At 72.9% G+C, this 16,429-nt stretch carries 13 protein-coding genes; 11 read left to right on the forward strand and 2 right to left on the reverse strand.

The genetic code is table 11. From position 1 onward, the window contains the following. Positions 1–90: 90 nt before the first annotated feature. From ABD481_RS40295 to ABD481_RS40325, 7 genes are all read left to right on the forward strand, one after another. The gene (locus ABD481_RS40295) at positions 91–1,221 is read left to right on the forward strand and encodes an NAD(P)H-dependent flavin oxidoreductase (RefSeq protein ID WP_344671167.1); all 1,131 of its coding nucleotides are present in this window, start codon (positions 91–93) and stop codon (positions 1,219–1,221) included. A 475-nt stretch (positions 1,222–1,696) separates the two neighbouring features. Continuing rightward, positions 1,697–2,320 carry a gamma carbonic anhydrase family protein gene (locus ABD481_RS40300; protein WP_344671168.1) on the forward strand — a complete coding sequence of 208 codons (624 nt, stop codon included), beginning with the start codon at positions 1,697–1,699 and terminating at the stop codon, positions 2,318–2,320. Between the two features lie 97 nt (positions 2,321–2,417). Beyond that, on the forward strand, positions 2,418–3,986 hold the full coding sequence (locus tag ABD481_RS40305; protein ID WP_344671169.1) for an acyl-CoA synthetase: 1,569 nt from the start codon (positions 2,418–2,420) through the stop codon (positions 3,984–3,986). A 9-nt stretch (positions 3,987–3,995) separates the two neighbouring features. Further along, a complete protein-coding gene (locus ABD481_RS40310; RefSeq protein WP_344671170.1) occupies positions 3,996–5,030 on the forward strand; it encodes a Zn-ribbon domain-containing OB-fold protein in 1,035 nt (344 codons plus the stop codon). Then, positions 5,027–6,061 carry a lipid-transfer protein gene (locus tag ABD481_RS40315; protein ID WP_344671171.1) on the forward strand — a complete coding sequence of 345 codons (1,035 nt, stop codon included), beginning with the start codon at positions 5,027–5,029 and terminating at the stop codon, positions 6,059–6,061. Before ABD481_RS40310 ends, ABD481_RS40315 begins: the two co-directional genes overlap by 4 nt. A 1-nt stretch (position 6,062) precedes the next feature. Next, on the forward strand, positions 6,063–7,244 hold the full coding sequence (locus ABD481_RS40320; protein WP_344671172.1) for a thiolase domain-containing protein: 1,182 nt from the start codon (positions 6,063–6,065) through the stop codon (positions 7,242–7,244). Between the two features lie 202 nt (positions 7,245–7,446). Beyond that, entirely contained in the window at positions 7,447–8,532 is a 1,086-nt protein-coding gene (locus ABD481_RS40325; protein ID WP_344671173.1) for an ABC transporter ATP-binding protein, read from the forward strand. Between the two features lie 86 nt (positions 8,533–8,618). Here ABD481_RS40325 and ABD481_RS40330 read toward each other — a convergent pair whose 3' ends face one another. Further along, a complete protein-coding gene (locus tag ABD481_RS40330) occupies positions 8,619–9,221 on the reverse strand; it encodes a hypothetical protein (RefSeq protein WP_344671174.1) in 603 nt (200 codons plus the stop codon). Between the two features lie 151 nt (positions 9,222–9,372). After that, entirely contained in the window at positions 9,373–9,735 is a 363-nt protein-coding gene (locus tag ABD481_RS40335; RefSeq protein WP_344671175.1) for a cupin domain-containing protein, read from the reverse strand. A 75-nt stretch (positions 9,736–9,810) separates the two neighbouring features. Between ABD481_RS40335 and ABD481_RS40340 the strand changes: the two genes are divergently transcribed. The 4 genes from ABD481_RS40340 (at position 9,811) to ABD481_RS40355 (ending at position 16,223) form a co-directional block, all read left to right on the forward strand. Then, positions 9,811–12,792 carry a primosomal protein N' family DNA-binding protein gene (locus tag ABD481_RS40340; protein ID WP_344671176.1) on the forward strand — a complete coding sequence of 994 codons (2,982 nt, stop codon included), beginning with the start codon at positions 9,811–9,813 and terminating at the stop codon, positions 12,790–12,792. Positions 12,793–12,997: 205 nt separating this feature from the next. Beyond that, entirely contained in the window at positions 12,998–13,549 is a 552-nt protein-coding gene (def, locus tag ABD481_RS40345; RefSeq protein WP_344671177.1) for a peptide deformylase, read from the forward strand. A gap of 2 nt (positions 13,550–13,551) precedes the next feature. After that, positions 13,552–14,499 (forward strand): methionyl-tRNA formyltransferase, encoded by a 948-nt coding sequence (gene fmt / locus ABD481_RS40350; protein ID WP_344671178.1) that lies wholly within the window; start codon positions 13,552–13,554, stop codon positions 14,497–14,499. 104 nt (positions 14,500–14,603) lie between these two features. Continuing rightward, a complete protein-coding gene (locus tag ABD481_RS40355; protein WP_344671179.1) occupies positions 14,604–16,223 on the forward strand; it encodes an RsmB/NOP family class I SAM-dependent RNA methyltransferase in 1,620 nt (539 codons plus the stop codon). The last annotated feature ends 206 nt before the right edge of the window (positions 16,224–16,429 follow it).

The raw sequence follows: 16,429 nt of genomic DNA on the forward strand, positions 1-16,429 counted from the left end.
GGCGCCGCCTTACCCAGCTCTTGACTTTGATCTTGGTTCTCTGATTAGAACCTGTTGCAGTCTCAAGCCCCCCAGCCTATCTTTCGCCCCATGCGAACCCCCCTGTCGACCACCCTGGGCCTGGAGTTCCCCCTTTTCGCCTTCAGCCACTGCCGAGACGTCGTCGCCGCCGTCTCCCGAGCCGGCGGCCTCGGGGTACTCGGCGCCGTCTACTTCACGCCCGAGGAGCTGGAGACCGAGCTCCGTTGGATCGACGACCACGTCGACGGCAAGCCCTACGGCGTGGACGTCGTCATGCCGGCCAGCATTTCGCCCTCGGTAACGGAGGTCTCCTCAAAGGACTCCGCACGCACCTCCATGGAGGAGACACTCCAGTCCTACATCCCCTCCCGCCACCGCGAGTTCGTAGCCGACATCCTCGACAAGTACGAAGTCCCAGCCCTCCCGCCCGACGCCGACCACAGCCACCAGCTGCTCGGCTGGACCGACGCCACAGCCCGGCCGCAGGTCGAAGTGGCGCTGGAGCACCCCATCGCTCTGCTCGCCAGTGCGTTGGGCCCCCTCCCCACCGACATCGTCGAGCTCGCGCACCGCAACGGCGTCCGCACCGCCGGCTTGGCCTCCTCCGCGCACCACGCGCGCAAGCAGGTCGAGTCCGGTGTCGACATCATCGTCGCGCAGGGCACCGAGGCGGGCGGCCACACCGGGGAGATCTCGACCATGGTGCTGATCCCGGAGGTCGTGGACGCGGTCGGCGACACGCCGGTGCTCGCGGCGGGCGGGATCGGGAACGGTCGGCAAATGGCGGCCGCCATGGCGTTGGGGGCGCAGGGGGCGTGGACCGGCTCGATCTGGCTCACCGTCGCCGAGGCGGACACCGATCCGCGCGTGGTGCCCAAGCTGCTGGCCGCCTCCTCCCGTGACACGGTCCGGTCCCGGGCGCTGACCGGCAAGCCCGCGCGGCAGCTGCGCACTGAGTGGACCGACGCCTGGGAAGGCTCGGATTCACCCGGGCCGCTGCCGATGCCGCTCCAGTACATGCTCGTCTCGGAGGCGCATCGCCGGATCTCCCGCGCCGGACGGACCGAGTTGATGGGGATGCCGGTCGGCCAGATCGTCGGCGCCATGAACACCGTGCGGCCGGTGCGGGAGGTCGTCTACCAGCTGATCGAGGAGTACGCGGCGGCGGTCGACCGCCTCAACGCCATCACCGAGGCCTGACCTGCCGCGGGTGCGTTCAGGACTGCGAACGGCCGTAAGGGGCACTGACGAAAAAACTTCCACATCCGCCGATAACCGTGCGGTCACCGCCTGTCACACCGTACTCTGCGAACTGGCACCGGATGGCCGATCGGCCCCGGCGCCCCAACCGGTCGCGCCGAGGGCAGACGCGACCGGGACACCGGGGTCTCTTTCCGCGCTCTAGAGGCCCCGGTGTCGGCAAATCCCATGCCCCTCCACACCCTGGCGACCTCTACACCTCGGCGACCTTCACGCCCCGGCGACCCCGGCGCCCCGGCGACCTCCACCACCCTCCCCAGCCGCTTCGACGCCCCAGCGACCTCCGCGTGCCAGCGACTCCCACGCGCACGTGCACATGCCCGCCTCCGCCTCCGCCCCCGTCCCCACCCCATCGGCACATTCCACGCAGCGATCAACCCCAGCAGCCGACCACCACCATCCCTAAGCTGCGCCCATGCTGATCGAACATCGCGGCGCGCGCCCCGAGATCCACGAATCCGCCTACGTGGCCCCCAGCGCAGTGCTCTGCGGCGCCGTGCGCATCGGCGAGCGAGCCCGCATCCTGCACGGCGCGGTCCTCACCGCCGAGGACGGCGAGGTCCACATCGGCGTCGACACCGTCGTCATGGAGAACGCGCTGATCCGCGGCCGCTCCGCGCATCCCGCCCGGATCGGCGACGGGGTCCTGGTCGGCCCGCATGCCCACGTCAACGGCGCGCGCGTCGAGGACGAGGTCTTCGTCGCCACCGGCGCCTCCCTCTTCCCGGGCTCGGTCGCCGAGATCGGCTCCGAGCTGCGCATCAACAGCGTCCTGCAGATCAACTCGCGGCTGGTCGCGGGTATGGCCCTGCCCATCGGGTGGGTCGGGGTCGGCGACCCCGCCGAGCTGTTCCCGCCGGAGCGCCACGACGACATCTGGCGCATCCAGCGCGAGCTCGACTTCTCCGGCACCGTCTACGGGGTGCCGCGCACCATGTCGATGCGCGACCTGATGCGCCGCCAGGCCGACTACTACGGCGAGCACCGCCACGACCGCGTCATCGGTGATCACCCGTCCCCGAACGAGAACTCGTTCTAGTTACACCCCCGCAACCCCTTGCAGCCTCTCAGGGCCCGTGTTCTACTCCACTACTGACTACTGACGATCCATCAGATGGAGAGAACAGGGGCCGCGCATGGCTGGGCTGGGTTTCTGGAGACTCGCACAGGAGAACCCCGACTGGACCGCCGTCATCGAGGAAGCCGGCGCCGAGTACAGCGCCGGCGAGGTCCTGGCGGCCGCCAACCAGACCGTCCACGCGCTGCGCGCCCTCGGCCTGCGCGACGGCGACGGTCTCACCCTCCTGATGCCGAACCTGGTGGAGATGGTCGAGATCTACGCCGCCGCGCTCCAGGCCGGCTGGTACTACACCCCGATCAACTTCCACCTCACCGGCCCCGAGATTGCCTACATCGTCGACGACGCCGAGGCCAAGGCCTTCTTCTGCCACGTCCGGTTCGCCGACATCGGCCTGGCCGCCGTCGCCGAGCTCGAACGGGACGGCCGGGGCCTGCCGAAGGAGGCGCTGATCAGCGTCGGCGGCGACATCCCCGGCTTCACCCCGATCGCCGAGTTCCGCGCCGGCCGGCCCACGACCCCGCCGGAGAACCGGAGCTTCGGCACCGCGATGCACTACACGTCCGGCACCACCGGCAAGCCGAAGGGCGTGCGCCGCGCGCTGTCCGGCCAGGACCCGGACGTCATGGCCGAGTACGGCACCGTGCTCCCCGGCTTCTTCGGCATCACCCCGGGCGGGGGCGGCGTCCACCTCGTCACGTCCCCGAACTACCACACCGCCGTCACCCAGTTCGGCGGCAACGCGCTGCAGATGGGCCACACCCTCGCGCTGATCGACAAGTGGACCCCCGAGGGCACGCTGGAGATGATCCAGCGCACCAAGGCCACCCACACGCACATGGTCCCGACCCAGTTCCACCGCATGCTGAACCTTCCCGACGAGGTCAAGCAGCGCTACGACGTCTCCTCGATGAAGGTCGCCATCCACGCTGCCGCGCCGTGCCCGCAGCACATCAAGCGCGCGATGCTCGACTGGTGGGGCCCGGTCATCTACGAGTACTACGCCGCGACCGAGGGCGGCGGCACCATCGCCACCCCCGAGGACTGGATCGCGCACCCCGGCACGGTCGGCAAGGCCTGGCCGATCGCCGAGGTCAAGGCCTTCGACGACGACGGGCAGGAGGTCCCGACCGGCACCCCGGGCACCGTCTACATGAAGATGGCCGTCGGCGACTTCGAATACAAGGGCGACAAGGAGAAGACCCAGGCCAACCGGCATGCCGGGTTCTTCACCGTCGGCGACATCGGCTACTTCGACGAGGACGGCTTCCTCTACCTCTGCGACCGCAAGATCGACATGATCATCTCCGGCGGCGTCAACATCTACCCGGCCGAGATCGAGGGCGAGCTGCTGCGCCACCCGGCGGTCGGCGACGTCGCCGTGTTCGGCATCCCGGACGAGGACTGGGGCGAGCAGATCAAGGCGGTCGTCGAGCTCAACGAGGGCCACACCCCCTCCGACGCGCTCGGCGCGGAGATCATCGCCTCGCTCGACGGCCGGCTGGCCCGCCTGAAGTGGCCCAAGTCCGTCGACTTCACCGACCAGCTGCCGCGCGAGCCCAACGGCAAGCTGTTCAAACGACGGCTGCGCGACCCGTACTGGGCCGGGCACGACACGGCGATCTGAGGCGCGGCGATGAGCAGGCAGGCGACGCAGGCGACACAGGCGACACAGGCGGGCCCGGGCCCGGACCCGAACCCGGACACCCGCGCCCGCCACGTCCTGGAGTTCCCCGGCGGCTACACCCGCTCCACCGGCCCGGTGATCGGCCGCTTCCTGACCGGCCTGCGCGCCGGCCGGGTCCTGGGCGTCCGGACCGCCGACGGCAGGGTGCTGGTTCCCCCGACCGAGTACGACCCGCTCACCGCCGCCGCGCTCGGCGGCGCCGACGAGGACTGGACCGAGGTCGGCCCGGCCGCCACCGTGACCACCTGGACCTGGGTCGACGACCCGCGCCCGGACCACCCGCTGGACCGCCCCTTCGCCTGGGCCCTGATCCGTCCCGACGGCGCCGACAGCGCCCTGCTGCACGCCGTGGACGCCGGATCGAAGGCGGCGATGGCGACCGGCATGCGCGTCCACCCGACCTGGCGCGCCGACCGTGTCGGCTCCATCAAGGACCTCGCCTGCTTCGTCCCGGGGGAGGGGCCCGCCGAAGTGCCGGCGCTCGCCGCCGAGCGCGAGGCGGACGACCCGGTCACCATGATCACCGTCCCGAGCCGCCTGGAGTACCGCCTGCGCCCCGGCACCGTCTGGAACCGCTTCATCGACGGCATGGCCGAGGGCCGCATCCGCGGCACCCGCTGCACCACCTGCGGCAAGGTCTACGTCCCGCCCCGCGCGGCCTGCCCGGCCGACGGCCTGCCCGCGACCGAGTGGGTCGACCTGCCCGACACCGGGGTCCTCACCACCTTCGCCGTCAACAACGTGCCCGCCGCGGGCGCCCCCGAGGTGCCGTTCATCTCCGGCTACGTCCTGCTCGACGGCGCCGACATCGCCATGCTGGTCCTCGTCTCCGACGTGCCGTGGCAGGACGTCCGGCTCGGCATGCGGGTCCGGGCGGTCTGGGTCCCGGAGGCCGAGCGCACCCGGTCGGTCAAGAACCTGCGGTGGTTCGCGCCGACCGGCGAGCCCGACGTGCCCTTCGACCGGTTTGAGGAGTACGTGTGACCCGGGACGTGGCGGTCGTCGCCTTCGCGCAGAGCGAGCACAGCTTCTCCGACCTCGGCTGGACCGAGGCGGACCTGGTGATGCCGCTGGTCAACCAGGTCCTCGCGGCCACCGGCCTGCGGCGCTCCGAGATCGGCTTCACCTGCTCGGGGTCCAACGACTATCTGGTCGGCACGCCCTTCTCCTTCGTGGCCGCGCTCGACACCATCGGTGCCTGGCCGCCGATCTCCGAGAGCCACGTCGAGCAGGACGCCGCCTGGGCCCTCTACGAGGCCTGGATCCGGCTCCAGCACGGCGACCTCGACACCGCGCTGGTCTACGGCTTCGGCAAGGGCACCGTCGGCGACCACGCCGGGATCAGCTCCCTGTCCTACGACCCCTACTACCTCGCCCCGCTGATGCCCGGCGACGTCGGCATGGCGGGCCTCCAGGCCCGCGCGCTCAAGGACGCCGGCTTCGCCGTCGACCCGGACCCGACGCCGCCGCCCCCGACCGACGGCGCCGCCGCGGTGATCCTGGCCGCCGGCGACGTGGCCCGGCGCGTGTGCGCGCGCCCGGCATGGATCCGCGGCATCGACCACCGCATCGAGCCGCACGGCCTCGGCACCCGCGACCTGACCCGCAGCGCCTCGGCCCGGCAGGCCGCCGGCAACGCCGGAGTCGGCGCCGGACCGGTGGAGTTCGCTGAACTGCACACCCGGTTCGAGCACGAGGAAGCGCTGCTGCGGCAAGAACTGGGGCTGCCCGACGCCTGCGTCGTGAACGCCTCCGGCGGCCCGCGCAAGGCCGACCCGGTGATGGCCACCGGCCTGATCCGGATCGGCGAGGCGGCGGCGCGGATCCACGACGGCGGCGCGCGCCGCACCGTCGCCCATGCCGCCTCCGGCCCCTGCTTGCAGCACAACCTGGTCTGCGTGCTCGAAGCGGAGCCGGGAGCAGTCGAGCCCGAGCCCTCCGACACCGCCAGTGCCCCCGAACCCGCCCGACCGGCCCCGCACCCCGAACCCGCCCGACCGGCCGAGGAGGACTGAAATGGGCAACCGCTGCGCCGTCATCGGCGTCGGGCAGACCGAGTACCGCGCCAAGCGCGCCGACGTGTCCCTGGCCGGCCTGGTCCGGGAGGCGGCACTGCGCGCGCTGGAGGACGCCGGCCTGACCTTCGCCGACATCGACTCCGTGGTCGTGGGCAAGGCCCCGGACATGTTCGAGGGCGTCGTCACCCCCGAGCTCTACCTGGCCGACGCCCTCGGCGCGGCCGGCAAGCCGATGCTGCGGGTGCACACCGCCGGCTCGGTCGGCGGCTCGACGGCGCTGGTCGGGGCCTCGCAGGTGCAGGCCGGGCGGCACGACCGGGTGCTGGTGGTGGCCTTCGAGAAGCAGTCGGAGTCCAACGCCACCTGGGCGCTGTCCACCCACTCGCCGTTCTCGGCCTCGCTGGTGGTCGGGGCCGGCGGCTATTTCGCCCCCTATATCCGCGCTTATATCCGCCGTTCCGGCGCACCCGGGAACATCGGGATGATGGTCGCGGTCAAGGACAGAATCAATGCCCTGCGCAATCCATATGCGCATTTGAAGCTGCCGGACATCGATCTTGCGATGGTCGAGAAATCCATGATGCTGTGGGATCCGATCCGCTATCTGGAGACCTGTCCTTCCTCGGACGGCGCGGTGGCGATGGTGCTCGGCTCGGAGCGCGCCGCCGAGGCCGCCGCCGCGGCCACCGGCCGACGGCCGGCCTGGGTGCACGGGGCGGCGATGCGCTCGGAGCCGATGGGCATGGCCGGGCGGGACAGCGTGGACCCCCGGGCCGGGCGGGACTGCGCCGCCGACGTCTACCGGCAGGCCGGGGTCACCGAGCCGCGGCGCCAGTTCGCCGCCGCCGAGGTGTATGTCCCGTTCTCGTGGTACGAGCCGATGTGGCTGGAGAACCTCGGATTCGCCGACAAGGGCGCGGGCTGGAAGCTGACCGAGTCCGGGGCCACCGCGTTCGAGGGCGACATCCCGTGGAACCCGTCGGGGGGCGTGCTGTCCTCCAACCCGATCGGGGCCTCGGGCATGATCCGCTTCGCCGAGGCCGCGCAGCAGGTGCGCGGACAGGCCGGCGAGCATCAGGTGCCCGCCGCCGCCGAAAGCGCGGGACTGGCGTTGGGACACGCCTACGGCGGCGGGTCGCAATTCTTTGCAATGTGGGCGGTAGGCGTTGCAAAACCGTAACAATGCCGAGGTGCCGAAGATGAAAATTTTGCATTCTCGGCGCCCCCATATGCCGCACTAGGCACCATGTCCGGCGTGGCCGCCGGGTGCGGATCCAGAAGGGTATTGCGGTGCCCGCTCACTCGGCGTAACGTCGCGGTCCACACCGGCGGCGCGGGGCGGATCGAGGCCGTCGACCTGGGCTGAAGTGCGGTGGGGCGGCGTGGCGACGGTCGAATACATCAAGGCGAGTTGTTCCTACCCGGACAACAAACGCAAGGCGGTTGACAACCTGACGTTGTCGGTCGCGGACGGCGAGTTCCTGGTTCTCCTGGGACCGTCCGGCTGCGGCAAGACCACGGCCTTGCGGATGCTGGCCGGGCTCGAACCGCTACAGGGCGGGGAGATCCTGGTCGACGGCGAGGACATCGACGGGCTGCCCCCGGGCGAGCGCGATCTGGCGATGGTCTTCCAGAACTACGCGCTGTTCCCGCACATGACGGTGGCGCGGAACCTGGGCTTCCGCATGGAGCTCGCCGGAGCGCCGCCGTCCGCGGTCTCCCGCCGGGTCCGGCGGGTCGCGGCCGAACTGGGCCTGAGCGATCGCCTGGACCGGCTCCCGCGCACCCTGTCCGGCGGTGAGCAGCAGCGCGTGGCCATCGGACGGGCGATGGTCCGCGAACCGCGGGTGTTCCTGATGGACGAGCCGCTGGGCGCGCTGGACGCCAAGCTGCGCGCCTCGGCGCGCGCCCGCATCGCCGAGATGCAGCGCAAGACCGGGACCACGACCTTGTACGTGACGCACGACCAGGTCGAGGCGATGGCGATGGGGGACCGCATCGCCATCATGAACCGCGGAATGCTCCAGCAGGTGGATTCACCTCGGCAGTTGTATGACCGGCCGGCGAACGAATTCGTCGCGGGCTTCGTCGGCTCCCCGGCGATGAACCTGGTGCCCGGCACCTACAAGCACGGCTGGGCCCTGATCGGCGAGGCCGACGTCTTCGAGATCCCGGTCGAGGTGGCCAAGCCGCTGACCTCGTCCTCGGTGCTGGTCGGCTTCCGTCCCGAGCACGCGACGATCACCGCTCCCGGCACCGGCATCTACGCCACCGTCGGCGTCGTGGAACTCCTCGGCCACACCGCCTACGCGCACTGCGAAATGGGCGTCGGCCGCGGCCGACGGACCTTGATCGTGCGCTGCGAGATGGACGCGGCGCCGCCGCCGGGAGCGCATGTCGGCGTGATGCCGGACCCGCGCGAGATCCACCTGTTCGACGGGGAGACCGGGATGCGGGTCGGGCGGTAGGTCGCGGATCGGCCGAGCGAAGTCGGGTGCTGCCCGGGCGTGATCGCCCGGGCAGCACTTTTTGTTCGCTGCCCTCACGCCCTTCTTCACGACTGGCTGGGCACCCTCGGCGCGGCCTCCTCCAGGTCGCTGCCCGCGATCGGCACCGACCGGCCCAGCGCCCCGGCCACCGCGATCAGGCTGAGCAGCGCGGCCGCGCCCAGCGAGAGCATGGTGCCGGCGGCGTGCGGGCGGACGGACATCAGCCAGATCGCCCAGACGGCGGCGATGGCGGTGATCCGGGCGCTGGCGAGCAGGATCGGGTCGTGCACCAGCGCCGCGAGGTGCGGCGGCAGCGGCCCGGCGGGCGCCGCGTCGGCCGCGTCGAGCAGCCGGGTGGCGGGGCGGCCGCTGAAGCCGCCGCCGACCACCGAGATCGCCACCACGATGCCGATGGACGCCACCACCCACGCGTCGCCGAAGCGGAACCGCGGATCGTGGGCCACCAGCGCCAGCCCGCAGCCGGTCATCAGCAGCGTCGCCAGCGGCATCATCACGGGCAGCACCCGCGCCGGGCGGACCGCCAGGCGCAGTTCGGCGACGGTGGTCGCGCGGCTGGCGGCGGCGACCGAGTAGACCTCCAGCCCGATCCCGGCGACCAGGACCACGACCCCGATCACGTGTCCGAACAGGAGCAAGGCGTCGACCATGACGGAACCCCCAGACTGCTCACAGACTGCTTACGCCTTCGTACGAGACTCCCCAAATACTTACTAATAGGACAAAATGTCCTTCTTCAGGGTAGGGTGGCGCGCCGACCGGGCGCCAGCGCCCGAACGGGTGAAAGGTCCGGAGGCCGGGTCACACAGTCGCCTGATAAACCTTCCGCAGCGTCTCGTGGACGGTCCACCGGGTCTGCGCGCCCTCGCTCAGCACCGCGACGTCGCCCGGACCCACCTCCAACACCGTCCCGTCCGCGAACTCGACGGTCGCCCGGCCCGACACCACCACGAACACCTCGTCGGCCTCGGTGTCCGTGACCACGCCGGGCGTCATCTCCCAGATCCCGCGCGCCACCCTTCCGTCCTCCGACTCGGACAGGACCACCTCGGAGACCCGCGGCTCACCGGCGACGATTTGCGCCGGGTCGAGCTCGCCCGGCTCCAGGACGGCGTCGGCGACATGGAGGGCGAATCCGGGCACGATGGTGCGATCTTCAGGCATGCGCGGCAGCCTAGCCACGACGAACCTCGCCGCCCACGCAACCGGTGTCACCGCTATCGGGTAGAAATTGACACTGTGGAGGCGCGGGAGCAGACGAACACGGAGGGAAGGCCGGGCGACAAGCCGACCGAGGTTCCGTTGCTGGACGCCCCCGAGCCGCCCGAGGCCGATCCCGCCGATCCGTCCGGTTCGGCAGGGGCAGCAGATCCGGCAGGGGCAGCGGGTCCGGCAGCCGCCGCCCGCCAGGCCGCGCGCCGCTCGGCCCGCGCCTCGGCCCGCGAGGCCCGGCCCAAGGCGTCCCGCGAACCGGCGGCGGAGCTGCCCTATGCCCAGGTCGTGCTCTCTTTGGAGCTCAGCCACCTGGACCGGGTCTTCGACTACCTGGTACCGGCGGAGCTGGACGCCGAAGCGCAGCCCGGGGTCCGGGTCCGCGTCCGCTTCGCGGGCCAGCTCGTCGACGGCTTCGTGATCGGCCGCAAGCCCGAGTCCACCTTCGCGGGCCGGTTCGAGTGGCTCCAGAAGATCGTCTCGCCGCTGCCGGTGCTGACCCCGGAGGTGCTCGACCTCGCCCGCACGGTCGCCGACCGCTATGCCGGCACCCTGGCCGACGTGCTGCGCCTGGCCGTCCCGCCGCGCCACGCGGCCGCTGAGAAGACTCCTGCGAAGGCCCCGGACCCGGGTCCCGAGAAGGCTGTCGACGGCGCGCCGTGGGGCGCCTACGGCGGTGGCCGCGAGTTCATAAAGGCCCTGCAACGCAAGACCGCGCCGAAGCTGCCGCGCGCGGTCTGGACCTGCCTGCCCGCCACCGACTGGGCCACGGCCCTCGCCACCGCCATGCACGCCGTGGCGACCGACGCCGTCGTGTTCCCCGAGCCGGACCCGGCGACGGTCGCGGCCGAGGGCGGCCGGGATCCCGAGCTGCCCGACGCGGAGGCCGTGGACGATCCGGCCAGCCCCGACCTGCCTCCGGACCTGACCGACCCGGCGCTCCCGGATCTCGTGGCGGACTTCACCGACCCCGCGCTCCCGGACTTCGTCCCGGATCTCACCGATCCGGCGCTGCCGGACCCGGACCTGCCGAGCGACTACGACATCGACCCCGAGAACCTTCGCGGGCTGGACGACGACGATGACGACGAAGACGACGATGACGACGCCGATGACGACGATCCGGATTCGGCGACGGACGCCGTTGGCGGCTCAGGCGCAGCTCCAGCCGTAACCGCAGCCACCGGGACCGGTGCGGGCCCAGCCGCCGGGACAGGCCCAGCCACCGGCACAGGCCCAGCTACCGGCATCGGCGCGGATGCCGGGTCCGGCGGCCCCCGCGTCACCGTCCCGCTCACCGCCGCCGCCCTGGCCACGGTGGTGTCAGCCTTCACCGACGCTCCGGCGCTCCCCGGGTCCGCGGCCCTACCCGCGTCCCCCGAACCGGCCGCCGATCGTCCCGCCGCCCCCGATCCTCGCGAGCCGCTCCACGTCCCCGGCCGCGGTGCCCTGGTCATCGTCCCCGACCACCGCGACCTGGCCCGCCTCGACGCCGCCCTGACCCGCGTCGCCGGGCCCGGCCGGCACGTCGTCCTCTCCGAGGAACTCGGCCCTGCCAAGCGTTATCAGAACTGGCTCGCGGTGCTGCGCGGCGACGTGCGCATGGTGATCGGAACCCGCTCGGCGATGTTCGCGCCGGTCGCCGACCTCGGCCTGGTCGCTGTTTGGGACGACGGCGACGACCTCCACGCCGAACCGCGCGCGCCCTACCCGCACGTCCGCGAAGTGCTGCTGCTCCGGGCCCACGCCACCGGCGCCGCCGCGCTCATCGGCGGCTACGCCTGCACCGCCGAGGGCGCACAGCTGGTCGAGACCCGCTGGGCCTATCCGCTCATCGCCTTCCGCTCCACCGTGCGCGCGAAGTCGCCGCTGATCCGGACTTCCGGCGAGGAGCTGGAGAAGGAACGCGACCCGGCCGCCGCCGCGGCGCGTCTGCCGAACCTCGCCTGGCGCACCGCGCGCGCCGCGCTCGACGACGGCCCGGTCCTCATCCAGGTCCCGCGCGGCGGCTACGCGCCTTCTCTGGCGTGCGTCCGCTGCCGCAAGCATGCCCGCTGCGTGCACTGCCACGGGCCGCTGGAGCTGACTTCGGGGCACGCGATGGCCTCGTGCCTGTGGTGCGGACGGCCGGCCGGCGGCTGGCGGTGCGACGGGGTCCTGAACGACCGGCCCTGCGGCGGCGACCGCTTCCGGATGCTCGCCGTCGGCGTCCAGCGCACCGCCGAGGAGCTCGGCCGCGCCTTCGCCAATGTGAAAGTCGTCTCATCGGCCGGGAACGCGGTGCTGTCCCAGGTCTCCGACAAGCCCGCGCTGGTGGTCGCCACGCCCGGCGCCGAGCCGGTGGCCGACGGCGGCTACGCCGCCGCGCTGCTGCTGGACGGCTGGTCGCTGCTGGCCCGGCGGGACCTGCGGGCCGGGGAGGAGGCGCTGCGGCGCTGGCTCAACGCCGCCGCGCTGGTCCGGCCCGGCGGCGAGGGCGGCAAGGTGGTGGTGATGGCCGAGCCCGGGCTCGCGCCGGTGCAGGCGCTGGTGCGCTGGGACCCGGTGTGGCACGCCCGGCGGGAGCTCACCGACCGGGGTGAGCTGCATTACCCGCCGCTGGCCCGGGTCGCCGAGCTCACCGGCACGCCGTCGGCCGTCGCCGAGGAGCTGCGCCTGCTGCGGCTGCCGGAAGCGGCCGAGGTGCTCGGGCCGGTGGCCGTCGAGGTGCCGCGCGCCGACGACCGGTCGGTGCAGAAGGCCGCTGAGAAGGCGGCCGAGAAGGCCGCCGCCAGACGTCCCGACCGGCTCGGCCGGGGCGAGCGGCCGGACCGCGCCGACCAGGCCCGGGAGGCCGCCAAGGGGCAGTCGCAGCAGCAGCCGCAGCTGCTGCACCGGGCGTTGGTCCGCGTGCCGCGCCGGCTCGGCGGCGACCTGGCGGCCGCCGTGCGGGAGGCGCAGGGGGTCCGCAGCGCCAACAAGGCCGAGGACTGGGTCCGGGTCCGGATCGACCCGGTGCGGATCGGCTGAGGCCGCCGCCGGCACCCGCGCTGTCGACGGTCGCCGCCGCCCAGGGAGCGGAAATTCCACCAGGATTCCGGCCCCGGACCGCCCCCGGAGCTGCCCGAACCCCGGGTTGCGCGCCCCGGATCGGCTCCGCCACGCTCCGCCACCGCCCGGACCGTCCGTACACTAATAGCCGAATCCCCGTTAACCCACGAACGGAGCGCGTCCCTTGACCGTCCAGGCGATCCGCATCTTCGGCGACCCGGTCCTGACCACCCCGGCGACCGCGGTCGCCGACTTCGACAAGGAGCTGCGCACCCTTGTCAAGGACCTCACCGACACGATGCTGGACGCGCCCGGCACCGGGCTGGCCGCCCCGCAGATCGGCGTCGGCCTGCGGGTCTTCACCTGGAACGTGGACGGCGAGCTCGGCCACCTGGTGAACCCGAGCCTGGACCTGTCCGACGAGGAGCAGGACGGCGACGAGGGCTGCCTGTCCATCCCGGACCTGGCCTTCCCCTGCAAGCGCGCGCTGCGCGTGGTCGCCAAGGGCTGGACCATGCACGGCGAGCCGGTCGTGGTGGAGGGCAGCGAGCTGCTGGCCCGCTGCATCCAGCACGAGACCGACCACCTGGACGGCGTGCTGTTCATCGACCGCCTGGACCGCGAGTGGCGCAAGAAGGCGATGCGCGCCATCCGGCTGGCCGACTGGGCCGGGCAGGACCAGCCCGAACCTGTGGTGAAGGTCTCCCCGCACGCCACCTTCGGACGGGCGATCTGACGATGCGCGTCCTGTTCGCCGGAACCCCCGAGCCCGCGCTGCCGGCCCTGCGGGCGCTGCTGGACTCCCGCCACGAGGTGGTCGCTGTCCTGACCCGCCCGGACGCCCGCTCCGGGCGCGGCCGCCGGCTGGAGGCCTCCCCGGTCGCCCGGCTGGCCGAGGAGGCCGGGGTCGAGGTGCTGCGGCCCGAGAAGGTCCGGGACCCCGAGTTTCTGGCCCGGCTGACCGAGATCGCCCCGGACTGCTGCCCGATCGTCGCCTACGGCGGCCTGATCCCCAAGCCGGCACTCGACGTGCCCCGGCACGGCTGGGTCAACCTGCACTTCTCGCTGCTGCCGGCCTGGCGCGGCGCGGCCCCGGTGCAGCAGTCGGTCCTGCACGGCGACGAGATCACCGGCGCCTCCACCTTCCTGCTGGAGGAGGGCCTGGACACCGGCCCGGTCTTCGGCACCGTCACCGACGAGATCCGGCGCACCGACACCAGCGGCGACCTGCTGGCCCGGCTGGCCGAGTCCGGCGCCCGGCTGCTGGCCGCCACCCTGGACGCCATCGAGGACGGCACCGCCCGCCCGGTCCCGCAGCCCGCCGACGGCGTCAGCCTGGCGCCCAAGCTGACGGCCACCGACGCCCGCGTCGACTGGACGGCCCCCGCGCTGCGCGTCGACCGGCTGGTCCGGGCCTGCACCCCGGCGCCCGGCGCCTGGACCGTGCTGCCGGGCCGGGACGGCGAGGAGGACCTGCGGGTCAAGATCTTCCCGGTCACCGCGCTGCCCGGGACCTGCGACGTCCCGCCGGGCCGGATCGTCCAGGACTCGCGAGGATTGACCGTGGGCACCGGCAGCGGCCACACCGTGCGGCTCGGCGACGTCCAGCCGCAGGGCAAGCGGCGGATGGCGGCCGCCGACTGGGCCCGTGGGCTGCGCCTGACCGGCGACGAGACCTTCGTCTGAGCCTGCCCGACGCCCCGCCCGACGCCCCGCCCGACGCCCCGCCCGACGCCCCGGCCGCGCCCCGGCCGACAACCGAACATCACAACGGAACAGAGAGCGACCCCATGGCACCGCGCACGATGTCCATCTCCCACGCCGATCCGGCGCGCGCCGCCGCGTTCGAAGCGCTGGAGGCGGTGCGCACCCGGGACGCCTACGCGAACCTGCTGCTGCCGCGCATCCTGCGCGACCGCGGCCTGACCGGCCGCGACGCCGCCTTCACCACCGAGCTGGTCTACGGCACGCTGCGCGGCCTGGGCACCTACGACGCGGTCGTCGCCGCCTGCGTGGACCGCTCCCTGGACGCCGTCGACCCCGAGGTGCTGGACGCGCTGCGGCTGGGCACGCACCAGCTGCTGGCCATGGACGTGCCGCCGCACGCCGCCGTCTCCACGACGGTGGAGCTGGTGCGCTCGGTCTCCAACGAGGGCGCCTCCCGGTTCGCCAACGCCATCCTGCGCCGCGTCGGCCAGCGGGACCTGGAGCAGTGGATCGACCGGATCGCCCCGGACCCGCAGGACGACCCGGAGGGCTACCTCGCGGTGTCGCGCTCGCACCCGAGGTGGATCGTCTCGGCGCTGTGGGACTCGCTCCAGGCGCACCGTGGCGCGCAGCGCGCGCACCAGGACATCGGCGAGCTGCTGGCCGCCGACAACGCGCGGCCCGGCGTGACCCTGGTGACCCGGCCCGGCCTGGCCGCGGTCGGCGAACTCACCGGGCTCGGGGCGCTGGCCGGGCGGTACTCGCCGTATGCCGCGTACCTGGCCGGCGGCGATCCCGCGGCGCTCGCGCCGGTCCGCGAGGGGCGCGTGGGGGTGCAGGACGAGGGCAGCCAGCTGGTGGCGGCCGCGCTGGCCGCCGCGCCGCTGGAGGGCCCCGACGAGCGGTGGCTGGACATGTGCGCCGGGCCCGGCGGGAAGGCCGCTCTGCTGGCCGGGCTGGCGCTGGAGCGCGGCGCGTCGCTGCTGGCGAACGAGATCGCGCCGCACCGGGCCGAGCTGGTGCGCAGGTCGCTGCGCGGGTACGGCGACCGGTTGGCCGCGGTCGGGGAGGCAGGTGCTGTCGGTGCTGCCGGATCAGCCGGTTCAGCCGGTGTTGCCGGTTCGGTCGGCGGCGTCGCCGCTGCTCCCGGTGAGCAGGCGGAGGCGGCGGCCCTGGACGTGGCCGCTCTGGCGGACTCGGCCGACGAACTCGTCATCGGCGACGCGCTCGGTACCGGCTCCGACGACGCGGCGGTCACCCGGTTCCAGCCCGGTTCGGGCACGCTCCAGGTGATCGCGGCCGACGCCATCCGCGCGCCGTGGAAGAACGCGTCCTTCGACCGGGTGATGCTCGACGCGCCGTGCACCGGCCTGGGCGCGCTGCGGCGGCGTCCGGAGTCGCGGTGGCGGCGCGGGCCGGAGGACCTGGAGCGGCTGACGCGGGTGCAGCGGCGGCTGCTGTCGTCGGCGCTGGACTCGGTGCGGCCCGGCGGGCTGGTCGCGTATGTGACCTGCTCCCCGCACCTGGAGGAGACACGAGACGTGGTCCGCCAGGTGGTGAAGGCGCGGCGGGACGTGGAGCGGATCGACGCCCGGCCGCTGCTGCCCGGACTGCCGGAGCTCGGCGGCGGACCCGACGTCCAGCTTTGGCCGCATCTGCATGGGACCGACGCTATGTATCTGGCGCTTCTGCGCCGTTCCTGAGGTCGATCGCCACCGGTCGCTGTCTCGGTTCTGTCACAAGATCGAAGCACTGTCCCGAGCCACGTAACTTTTCCGGCCTCCGACGCTGTCTGGGGGAGTAGCAGGGGTGCTACTGGCGGAGGGGTGGGTGGGCGTGTGTCGGCTTTCAGACGTGCGAGCTGGTGGGTTCCATGTGGCGCGGCGACTATGGCGGTCGTGGCGGCGGC

The sequence above is a fragment of the Catenulispora yoronensis genome (genome assembly GCF_039531695.1).
Lineage (GTDB): Bacteria > Actinomycetota > Actinomycetes > Streptomycetales > Catenulisporaceae > Catenulispora > Catenulispora yoronensis.

What these genes read in the sequence shown, in the direction of transcription:
- ABD481_RS40305 (WP_344671169.1), top strand. Translation starts at nt 2,418, where the DNA reads ATGGCTGGGCTGGGTTTCTGGAGACTCGCACAGGAGAACCCCGACTGG.
- ABD481_RS40320 (WP_344671172.1), top strand. Translation starts at nt 6,063, where the DNA reads ATGGGCAACCGCTGCGCCGTCATCGGCGTCGGGCAGACCGAGTACCGC.
- ABD481_RS40335 (WP_344671175.1), bottom strand. Translation starts at nt 9,735, where the DNA reads ATGCCTGAAGATCGCACCATCGTGCCCGGATTCGCCCTCCATGTCGCC.
- fmt (WP_344671178.1), top strand. Translation starts at nt 13,552, where the DNA reads ATGCGCGTCCTGTTCGCCGGAACCCCCGAGCCCGCGCTGCCGGCCCTG.
- ABD481_RS40310 (WP_344671170.1), top strand. Translation starts at nt 3,996, where the DNA reads ATGAGCAGGCAGGCGACGCAGGCGACACAGGCGACACAGGCGGGCCCG.
- ABD481_RS40330 (WP_344671174.1), bottom strand. Translation starts at nt 9,221, where the DNA reads ATGGTCGACGCCTTGCTCCTGTTCGGACACGTGATCGGGGTCGTGGTC.
- ABD481_RS40300 (WP_344671168.1), top strand. Translation starts at nt 1,697, where the DNA reads ATGCTGATCGAACATCGCGGCGCGCGCCCCGAGATCCACGAATCCGCC.
- ABD481_RS40355 (WP_344671179.1), top strand. Translation starts at nt 14,604, where the DNA reads ATGGCACCGCGCACGATGTCCATCTCCCACGCCGATCCGGCGCGCGCC.
- ABD481_RS40295 (WP_344671167.1), top strand. Translation starts at nt 91, where the DNA reads ATGCGAACCCCCCTGTCGACCACCCTGGGCCTGGAGTTCCCCCTTTTC.